Annotated in this window: 9 protein-coding genes and 1 pseudogene; 6 read left to right on the forward strand and 4 right to left on the reverse strand. The window is 29.2% G+C overall.

Going from position 1 to position 9,443, the window contains the following annotated elements; all coding sequences use genetic code 11:
• Positions 1 to 74 precede the first annotated feature (74 nt).
• The 5 genes from modA (at position 75) to Q0F58_RS14950 (ending at position 4,689) form a co-directional block, all read left to right on the forward strand.
• Positions 75 to 914, forward strand: a complete 840-nt coding sequence (gene modA, locus Q0F58_RS14930; protein WP_294378218.1) for a molybdate ABC transporter substrate-binding protein — start codon at positions 75 to 77, stop codon at positions 912 to 914.
• 53 nt (positions 915 to 967) lie between these two features.
• The gene (gene modB, locus Q0F58_RS14935; RefSeq protein WP_294378221.1) at positions 968 to 1,687 is read left to right on the forward strand and encodes a molybdate ABC transporter permease subunit; all 720 of its coding nucleotides are present in this window, start codon (positions 968 to 970) and stop codon (positions 1,685 to 1,687) included.
• A 20-nt stretch (positions 1,688 to 1,707) separates the two neighbouring features.
• The gene (locus Q0F58_RS14940; RefSeq protein WP_294378224.1) at positions 1,708 to 2,349 is read left to right on the forward strand and encodes an IS607 family transposase; all 642 of its coding nucleotides are present in this window, start codon (positions 1,708 to 1,710) and stop codon (positions 2,347 to 2,349) included.
• Entirely contained in the window at positions 2,300 to 3,484 is a 1,185-nt protein-coding gene (locus Q0F58_RS14945) for a transposase (protein WP_294378227.1), read from the forward strand. Before Q0F58_RS14940 ends, Q0F58_RS14945 begins: the two co-directional genes overlap by 50 nt.
• Before the next feature lie 158 nt (positions 3,485 to 3,642).
• Positions 3,643 to 4,689, forward strand: coding sequence for a sulfate/molybdate ABC transporter ATP-binding protein (locus tag Q0F58_RS14950; protein ID WP_294378230.1), 1,047 nt, complete (start codon positions 3,643 to 3,645; stop codon positions 4,687 to 4,689).
• 284 nt (positions 4,690 to 4,973) lie between these two features.
• Here Q0F58_RS14950 and Q0F58_RS14955 read toward each other — a convergent pair whose 3' ends face one another.
• Together Q0F58_RS14955 and Q0F58_RS14960 are read right to left on the reverse strand one after the other, a co-directional pair.
• Positions 4,974 to 5,933: a ketopantoate reductase family protein gene (locus Q0F58_RS14955; protein WP_294378232.1), complete on the reverse strand. Its 960-nt coding sequence runs from the start codon at positions 5,931 to 5,933 to the stop codon at positions 4,974 to 4,976.
• A 242-nt stretch (positions 5,934 to 6,175) separates the two neighbouring features.
• A complete protein-coding gene (locus Q0F58_RS14960; RefSeq protein WP_294378235.1) occupies positions 6,176 to 6,607 on the reverse strand; it encodes a MerR family transcriptional regulator in 432 nt (143 codons plus the stop codon).
• A gap of 132 nt (positions 6,608 to 6,739) precedes the next feature.
• Between Q0F58_RS14960 and Q0F58_RS14965 the strand changes: the two genes are divergently transcribed.
• A complete protein-coding gene (locus Q0F58_RS14965) occupies positions 6,740 to 7,276 on the forward strand; it encodes an aldo/keto reductase (protein WP_294378238.1) in 537 nt (178 codons plus the stop codon).
• A 27-nt stretch (positions 7,277 to 7,303) separates the two neighbouring features.
• On the opposite strand, the gene istB is transcribed toward Q0F58_RS14965, so the two are convergent.
• Both istB and istA read right to left on the reverse strand, forming a co-directional pair.
• The gene (gene istB / locus Q0F58_RS14970; protein ID WP_294378240.1) at positions 7,304 to 8,056 is read right to left on the reverse strand and encodes an IS21-like element helper ATPase IstB; all 753 of its coding nucleotides are present in this window, start codon (positions 8,054 to 8,056) and stop codon (positions 7,304 to 7,306) included.
• Positions 8,049 to 9,344 (reverse strand): annotated as a pseudogene (gene istA, locus Q0F58_RS14975) (IS21 family transposase). Before istA ends, istB begins: the two are co-directional and overlap by 8 nt.
• Positions 9,345 to 9,443: the final 99 nt, after the last annotated feature.

The raw sequence follows: 9,443 nt of genomic DNA on the forward strand, positions 1-9,443 counted from the left end.
AATTATTTATAAATTTGAACGAGTAATCTATTTTTATAGTAAAAATACTATTTGTAATCAGGAGGCTTTCAATTATGATAAATATAAAAAAAATTTTATGTGCTTTTATGGCATGTGCATTAAGTGCTGCTATTATAGGATGTGGAAACAATTCTCAAAATTCAGGTTCAGAACAAAAAAATACAGATACAGTTCAATCTGAAAGTGGAAAAACTGATGATAAAGAAGACGTTCAGCTTACAATTTCTGCTGCTGCAAGTTTAAAAGAAGCCATGGCGGATATTGAATCAGAATATAAAACAGAACACCCAAATGTTACTCTTACTTTTAATTTTGGCTCTTCTGGGTCATTACAAAAACAAATCGAACAGGGAGCTCCTTGTGATGTATTTATTTCTGCTGGTCAGTCTCAAATGAAAACATTAGCAGATGAAAGCTTATTAATTTCTGATACAAATAAAAATCTTGTGAAAAATCAGCTTGTACTAGTTGGTCCTTCAGATACAGAGATAAAAAGTGTAAATGACCTTACAAGTGATTATGTAAAACACATAGCTGTAGGTGAACCTTCAAGTGTTCCTGCTGGAAAATATGCTGATGAAGTTCTTACTAATTTAAACCTTAAAGATTCTGTTTCTTCAAAACTTACTTTTGCAAAAGATGTTAAGGAAGTTCTTGCATGGACAGTTTCAGGTAATGCAGAGGTTGGATTTGTTTATAAAAATGATGCTTTAAGTTCTGACAGTGCAAAGATAATCGAAACGCTTCCAGAAGACTCACATTCTCCAATTACTTATCCAGCTGCTGTAATAAACAGCACTAAAAATGAAAAAGATGCAAAAGAATTTGAAGATTTCTTATTTAGCGATAAATGCAAATCAATCTTTGAAAAATATGGATATGAAATGGCTTAAAGGTATGAATATGAAATATCTTAAAATATCTGAAGGGAGATGCTTTTTTCATTATGACCGCTGATTATTCGCCTCTTTGGATTTCATTAAAAACTTCATTATTATCAACAGTTATTACTTTTTTTATAGGCATTGCAGTTTCGTATTTCATGGCTAATTTTAAAGGAAAAAGCAAAGGACTTATTGATGGAATTCTCACACTTCCATTAATACTTCCTCCAACTGTTGTAGGATTTTTTCTTCTTTTGCTGTGTGGAAAAAATGGCCCAGTAGGAAAATTTCTGCTCTTATTTGATAAGACACTTATATTTTCATGGACTGCAACTGTTATTGCTGCTGTCACTGTTTCCTTCCCAATGATGTATAGAAGTGCAAGATCTGCTTTTGAGCAGATTGATATAAATCTGGTTTTTGCTGCAAGAACACTTGGATTAAGTGAATTCAATATATTTCGGAAAATCGTCCTTCCCCTTGCCTGGCCTGGAATTATAGGAGGACTTGTTCTTTCATTTGCAAGGGCTATGGGTGAATTTGGTGCAACTTTAATGCTGGCAGGAAATATTCCTGGAAAGACACAGACAATGCCTCTTGCCATATTCTTTGCTGTTGAAGGCGGAGATATGAAAAAAGCATTATTATGGGTTCTTCTCATAACAGGAATTTCATTAATATCAATTCTTGCATTGAATTACTGGTCTGAAGCTCAGCTTAAATTGACTGGAAGGAGGAATGCAATAGTTATTAAGAATATATTCAAATATAATCAAACATAATATATCTGAGGTGATTGTATTTGAGTAAAAATTATAAACCTAAAGAATTTGCAGAGCTTTTAAATGTATCAATATTAACTTTACAACGATGGGATAATACAGGAAAGTTAAAAGCATACAGAACTCCAAATAATAGAAGATATTATACTTATGAGCAATATCAAAAATATATGGGAATAATAAGTTCAAATAAAAGAACAGTTATTTATACAAGAGTTTCAACTTCTAACCAAAAAGATGATTTAAAAAATCAAGTAGAATTTCTTAGACAATATGCTAATGCAAAAGGAATTATAGTCGATACTGTTATAGAAGATTATGGAAGTGGTTTAAATTATAATAGAAAACAATGGAATAAACTTATAGATGAATGTATGACCAATGAAATAGGTACAATAATAATTACACATAAAGATAGGTTTATTCGATTTGGATTTGACTGGTTTGAAAGATTTCTTAATAAATTTGGTGTTAAATTTATTATTGTAAATAATGAGAGTTTATCTCCACAAGAAGAACTGGTTCAAGATATAATTTCGATATTGCATGTATTTTCATGTAGAATATATGGTTTAAGAAAATATAAAAAGAAAATTAAGGAGGATTTAGAAGTTGAAAAGAGCATACAAAACAGAGATAAAGCCAACACAAAAACAGATTGAGAAAATTAATCAGTCTATTGGTATTTGCAGATGGTTATATAATTCATATTTAGCTAAAAATAAAGAACTATATGAACAGTATAAACAAGGAATAATATCCAAAGAAAAAGCATTTATGTCAGCTAATGATTTTGATAAATATATAAATAACGAAGTTAAAATATTGGATGATTTCAAATGGATAAATGATTGTGGTTCAAAAGCTAGAAAGAAAGCTATTCAAAATGCAGAAATTGCATATAAAAGATTTTTTAAAGGTCAATCTAAGTTCCCTAGATTTAAAAAGAAAAGTAAATCAGATGTTAAATTATATTTTCCTAAAAATAATAAAGGTGATTGGAAAATAGAACGTCATAGGTTAATGATTCCTACCTTAAAGAATGTAAGGTTAAAAGAATATGGTTATATTCCAGTTGGAGCAAAAATAATTAATGGGACTGTATCTAAAAAAGCAGATAGATATTATGTATCAGTAATAATTGATACTGATATTAAACTGCAAGAGAATGCAAATGATGGTATAGGAATTGATTTAGGTTTAAAGGATTTTGCAATATGTTCTGATGGTAATGCTTATAAAAATATAAATAAAACACAAAGAATAAGAAAATTAGAGAAGAAATTAAAAAGAGAACAAAAGAGACTTTCAAGAAAATATGAAAGTTTAAAATTAAGAAATAAAAATAAGAAAGGAGGAACTGCTACTAAGTCTAATATAAACAATAAAATAGTTAAGGTACAAAAACTTCATAATATACTAAATAATATAAGAACTGATTACATTAATAAAATAATTTCAAATATAGTAAAACAAAAACCAAGTTTTATTACTATTGAAGATTTAAATGTAAAAGGTATGATGAAGAATAAGCATTTATCTAAAGCAGTAGCAGGGCAGAAATTTTATAAATTTAGAAATAAGTTAACTAATAAATGTAATGCTTTAGGGATTGAGTTAAGAATTGCAGATAGATTTTATCCATCAAGCAAGTTATGTCATTGTTGTGGTTCTATCAAGAAAGATTTAAAACTTAAAGATAGAGTATATAAATGCGATTGTGGTTATATTGAGGATAGAGATTATAATGCAAGTCTTAATTTAAGAGATTGTTTAACTTATAAAATAGCACAATAAAGCTATTATAAGTATGTACCGATGGCTAGTCGGGAATTTACGACTGTGGAGTATTATACCAAATGTAAGTAGCTTTTATAGCAAAAACAGATACGTTGAAGCAGTAAAACTCTTAGAATGTTTATATTTGATTACATTTTAAGTAGCAGGACAAAATAATGTCTCTATATGTAGATATAGAAAAGCAGTTTTCCTCATTTAATCTGAAGGTGAAATTTGAAAATGACAGTGGCGTTTTAGGACTTTTAGGTGAATCAGGTTCTGGAAAAAGCATTACATTAAAATGCATATCTGGACTGATTACTCCAGACAAAGGAAAAATAATATTAAATAACAAAGTTCTTTTTGATTCAGAAAAAAAAATAAATCTTTCTCCCCAAATGAGAAAGACAGGTTATCTGTTTCAGAACTACGCTTTATTTCCAACAATGACAATTAGAGATAACATAAAAATAGGAATTAAAGATATATCAGAAGATGAAAAAGAAAAACTTATGCTCAGTTATCTTGAAAAATTCAATCTTTCAGGTTTGGAAAATCGGTATCCCTGGCAGCTTTCAGGAGGACAGATGCAAAGAGCAGCACTTGCAAGAGCGCTTATAACTTCTCCTGACATACTGCTTTTAGATGAACCTTTTTCAGCTCTTGATACCCAGCTTAGAAATAACATGGAAAAGGAACTTATTTCAATAATTAAGGATTTCAATAAAAATGTAATTTTTGTTACACATGATATAGGCGAAGCTTATAGGATATGTGATGAAATAATTGTATATCAAAATGGCTGTTCATTAAATAAAAGAAATAAACATGATCTTTTTGAACATCCAAAAACTATAGCTGAAGCTAAACTGACAGGCTGTAAGAATATATCTCATGCTTTAAAAACAGGAACTCACAGCATAATGGCAGAGGATTTTGGATACGAATATAACTTTAAAAATGAGATACCACATGATATAAGCTATTTATGCATAAGATCTCATAATATAAAAATCTCATATGATAATTCTGCTATAAATACATATCCTTTCATAATTTCAAATATAATTGAAAATCCTTTTGATCTTACAATATATATAAAAAAGGATATAAATTCTGAAATGAAACCTATTGAATTTACAATATCTAAAGATGATTTTAATTTTAAACTTTATGATACTGTCTATGTCCAGTTTTCTGAGGATAAGATATTTTATTTTTAAAAAAACTGAAGCTGTTACATTAAGAAGTCTAACTGCTATATATAGCATAATTATTCTCTGTGTGACAGCTTCAGTTTTCTCATGAAATCTAAATTTCCATATATATTACAGTATTAAAATCACATTCAAAGTTTATCTTATATCAATGTTACAATATTAAAAAAATTATATATAGACTCTAAAATTACATTCCAATTACAAATTTATTTAAAACTTATAAAAATCAAAGAAAACTTGGAAATATTTTATTCTTCATGGAAAAACACTCAATTTTGCATAAATAATTATTTTGAATATGTAGCTTTTTTGTTTTTATCTGTGTAATTGAAAAGACCATCATTCTTTTCTTCTAATGCCTTTATCATATGATATGTATATTCATTATATGGTGTTGGCACATCCAGTTCCTTTCCCATTTTTATCAAAGCACCTGAAAACATATCAATTTCTGTATGTCTTCCTACATCCAAATCCTGAAGTGTAGAATAACGTGCAGAAGGCGGAACTGCACTTCCATGTCCTGATGATTCGTCTGCCTTACTCATATCAATTCCCTTTGCAGATGCAACTGCTTCCAATTCATGTCTTAGTCCATTTCTTATTGCTTCCATATGAGTACTGTCTCTATAACAGCCTGCACCAGCTCCTAAAATTGCCTGTGGTAAATTGTTGCATACATTCAATCGAAATTTACTCCATATCTCCTCCCTTATATGCTTTGTATGACGAAAATGAATTCCTGTATCTGCAAAAAGTTCTTCTATTGCACATACTCGTTCACTTTCATATGGAGGAATAAGTTCACCAAAAATAATTCCTATAGTAGTATCAGGATCAAAACAATAGCCATTTTCCTCTTTATGTGAAGCCACCTTGATTAAAGAATACAAAATATTAGAACTGTTCACTTTTTTTTCAATCAATTCTTCACTATCCACACCATTCATAAGGCTCATCACAATTGTATTATCGCCAACAATTGTCTTTATACTTTCCAATGCTCCTGGCAGTGCTCCATATTTCAATGCAATGATGAGCAGATCAACACCATTTGCTTCCTGTGGTGTCCATACCTGTGGATGATAAGTAACATGATTAATAGTACATCCTTTTTGTTTCAAGCGTTCAGCACGTTCTCCTTCTGCAACAACACCTAAATTTATTGTATCAAGTGCTGAAAGTCCCCATATCACATATGAACCAACTGCACCTGCACCTAAAACTGCAACTGATTTTATTTTCATTTTTTTCCCTCCATAAAGTTATGCTATTTTCAGTATCAATCACTCCACAAATTATACTGAATTTTCTATATATTAACTCCCTTGTCACTATATCTTATGCTTATTATCTTGCCATTAATTTAATATTTTTTATCTTTCTAAACTAAAAACTGTCATACAAATATCAAATTAAATTTAATCAAATTTTCAAAAATATAATCATCTTTCCCCACAAGTGGGGAAAATCCTTAATTATCAATCGTCTATTTTTTATGCTGTTCTGGTCGTGTGTCATTAGTCCAATTTACTGGGTTGGTATCATCTCGTATCAAACCATCCAATACTGCCTGATAATGTTCTACTTTTTTATCCATATACTCAACGGTTGCTTTTGCTTCTTCTAACCTCTTATGTGCTTCTTCTCTCTGTTTCAAAATAATCTGATATCTTGCTTCCATATTTTCTTTTGATTCTGGACATTTGCATAATTCACAGTACTTTTTGATTATTTCAATAGAAGCACCACATCCTTTTAAACAGGAAATACCCTGCATCCAATTTACTGACTCCTCATCAAATATTCTGCGATTGCCGCTATCCCTCTTACAAGGAAGAAGACCAATATCTGTGTAATATCGTATTGTATGCTCTGTTATGTGAAACATATCTGCAAGTTGTTTGATTGTATAATACATGAGTCTCTCCTAAAAAATAAAATACATAATTTTATATTCAAAAAATTATTGACTTCGTGTTACACGAACTTATTACAATTATGGTATCACGAAAATAAAACTTGTTCAATACATCAAAATAGAGGAATTATTATGGAATACTTGAAACTTAACAACGGAATTGAAATACCTTTGATGGGCTTTGGTACCTTTATGCTGAACGGTGAGCCTTGCATTAATGCAGTATCTTCTGCAATTCAAACAGGATATCGCATGATTGACACTGCAGAAGCCTATGGAAATGAAAAAGAAGTTGGAAAAGGTATAAAGCAATCTGGCATTAACAGAAAGGAAATTTTTCTTGTCACAAAAGTAAATTTCAAGTATTATGAGAATGCAGAGCGCTCTGTCATGCAATCACTTGAGAATCTACAAACAGATTATATTGACCTTCTGCTTCTGCACTGGCCTTTTGCAAATTATTATGCTGCATGGCGAGTTCTTGAAAAACTTTATGCAAATGGTAAAATACGTTCCATCGGCGTTTCTAATTTTGAACCTGATCAGCTACTTGACTTGATTGCTTACAACAAAGTTATACCTACAGTCAATCAGATTGAAACAAATGTTTATTGCCAGCGCAATACAGAACGCAGCTGGATGGATATAAATGTCAATATTAAAATGTGATTTTTTGATCATTTAAGAATGTAATTTTTAGTTCTCTTCAAAATTTAAATGATCTTTTAATCTATAAGAATTTCCAGTAATTGAAACTACGTGTGCGTGATGAAGAATTCTATCTAAAATAGCATTAACAATTATAGGATCATAAAAAATATCGTCCCAAGCATTAAAATTAATATTGGTAGTAAGTATTGTGCTTTTTTTCTCATAACGCATATCAATGAGCTGAAAAAATAGTTTTGAATCTTCTTTATCTATTGACAAATATCCAAGTTCATCAATAATTAGCAGCTTATATTTGCTAAAGTGTTTAAGCCTTGAATCAAGTCTATTTTCTAAATTAGCTCTTTTTAATTGCTGTAATAAATCATTACATTTAATAAAATATGTACTATATCTTCGCTTTGCGGCAGCGATACCAATAGATGTTGCTAAATGAGTTTTTCCAACACCACTTGAGCCTAAAAATACTATATTTTCATCAGCTTCTAAAAATCGAAGCGTAGCAAAATCTAATATCTGGTCTTTATTAATACTAGGCTGAAAGTTAAAATCAAAGTCTTTAATTTCTTTATTATGAGGAAATGCCCCTACTTTTACCATTGCTTTTACCATATTAGCTTCTTTAAAATCTATTTCATGAGTGGTCAATTTTATCAATGCATCAACAAAAGATAGATTATTTTTTGTTGTAAAATCAATTACTTCATCTAAATGGTTGATCATTTGTTTCATTTTTAAATATTCTAAATTTTTAACAAGTTGATTGTATGTACTATTCATTTTTATATACTTCTCCTATCAATTTTAAATTATTTTTTGCCATTTCAATCATTTCATATTTCTCACTTTTAAATGTTAAGGCACTAATTTTTAAATAATGATCATCATGATAATTTAAATACTGACTTTTTATTTCATGAATAGTAACCAAATCTGTGTTATAATATAAATGTAGTTGGTTATCATATACTTGCAGTTTTAGTTTTCTGCCTATATATTCTGGTGGTACAGAATATTGATTTGATTTATATGAAATCATGCTTTGGCGATTAACTTTAACACTTGTAGTGGTAATGTTGTATTGATTTCTTATTTGTTCTGTTGGAAGTTCAAGTAAGAAATCTTTTTCTTTTTGCAAATGTAAAACTGGAATTTTTCCTGTAGTTGTATGGCACGAACTATTTATTCTATTATTAAGTTTTTCAACTAATCTTATAAGTTCTTCATAATTAAGTTTTCCATTATAAGCTCTAATTTCATCAAGCAACTTCATAGGAGCTTCGACTTTGGCTTTTGTATTTGGTCTTCCTGCTATGCAGGGACGGACTTTAAATCCATAATCATTTGCAAATTATTGAAATTTATTATTTACTTTACCTTTCTTATAACTTGTCCTCGCTTCATCCATAACAGTTTTCATATTATCTGTCAATAATTCATGAGGTACACCTCCAAATATTTCAAATGATTCATTTAAAAATGAAAATAATATTTCTTGTGACTTATCTAAAGAAAGTCTATAAATTCTAAATCGTGAATACGAGAGAATTAACACAAATATATTAATATTAATTGTTTCACCAGTATTTAATACAAATTCAATATTTTCTTTCCAGTCCAATTGTGCTTGATGTCCTTTGTCTGTTTCATATCTCATGATAGAATTATTAGATATATGTCTTTTTTGCCTTCTTTTAAAATAATCATTAAATTCAGGCTTACTAGATATGTATCTTCTAAACGAAGACTGTGCACAGTCGAGATTATGATTATCTTTTAAATACTGCCATAAAACTCGTTTGTAATAAAAGATTTGAATTGATTCTTCACTAAGAATTGACTTTATTATTGGTTCGAAATCATCAATTTTAGATTTCCTGTTTCTATGGTGAGATTTTATATATCCATTTAAATATTTCCCTACAGTTCTAGGATCAACTCCAAGTTCTCTAGCAATTTGACTTTTATTTACTTTCAAATTATTCTCCTCCATAAGCGTTTTTAATTTATGAAGATCTTCTAACTTATTAATTTCAATCTCAGAATAAATATTAGCTTTTATAATCATAATTACCTCTAATCCTTTTTGAGGCAATTATACCTTATTTAAGCAATTTTATACATTCTTAAATAATCATTTCTTTACACTTCTATCTTATCATTTATA

Origin of the sequence: uncultured Clostridium sp., from assembly GCF_934754915.1 — a bacterium.
In the GTDB taxonomy this organism is placed as follows: domain Bacteria; phylum Bacillota; class Clostridia; order Clostridiales; family Clostridiaceae; genus Clostridium.

Bases quoted from the DNA above. Each gene is read 5' to 3' on its own strand.
- Q0F58_RS14950 (WP_294378230.1), top strand. From the start codon at position 3,643: ATGTCTCTATATGTAGATATAGAAAAGCAGTTTTCCTCATTTAATCTG.
- modB (WP_294378221.1), top strand. From the start codon at position 968: ATGACCGCTGATTATTCGCCTCTTTGGATTTCATTAAAAACTTCATTA.
- istB (WP_294378240.1), bottom strand. From the start codon at position 8,056: ATGAATAGTACATACAATCAACTTGTTAAAAATTTAGAATATTTAAAA.
- Q0F58_RS14960 (WP_294378235.1), bottom strand. From the start codon at position 6,607: ATGTATTATACAATCAAACAACTTGCAGATATGTTTCACATAACAGAG.
- modA (WP_294378218.1), top strand. From the start codon at position 75: ATGATAAATATAAAAAAAATTTTATGTGCTTTTATGGCATGTGCATTA.
- Q0F58_RS14965 (WP_294378238.1), top strand. From the start codon at position 6,740: ATGGAATACTTGAAACTTAACAACGGAATTGAAATACCTTTGATGGGC.
- Q0F58_RS14955 (WP_294378232.1), bottom strand. From the start codon at position 5,933: ATGAAAATAAAATCAGTTGCAGTTTTAGGTGCAGGTGCAGTTGGTTCA.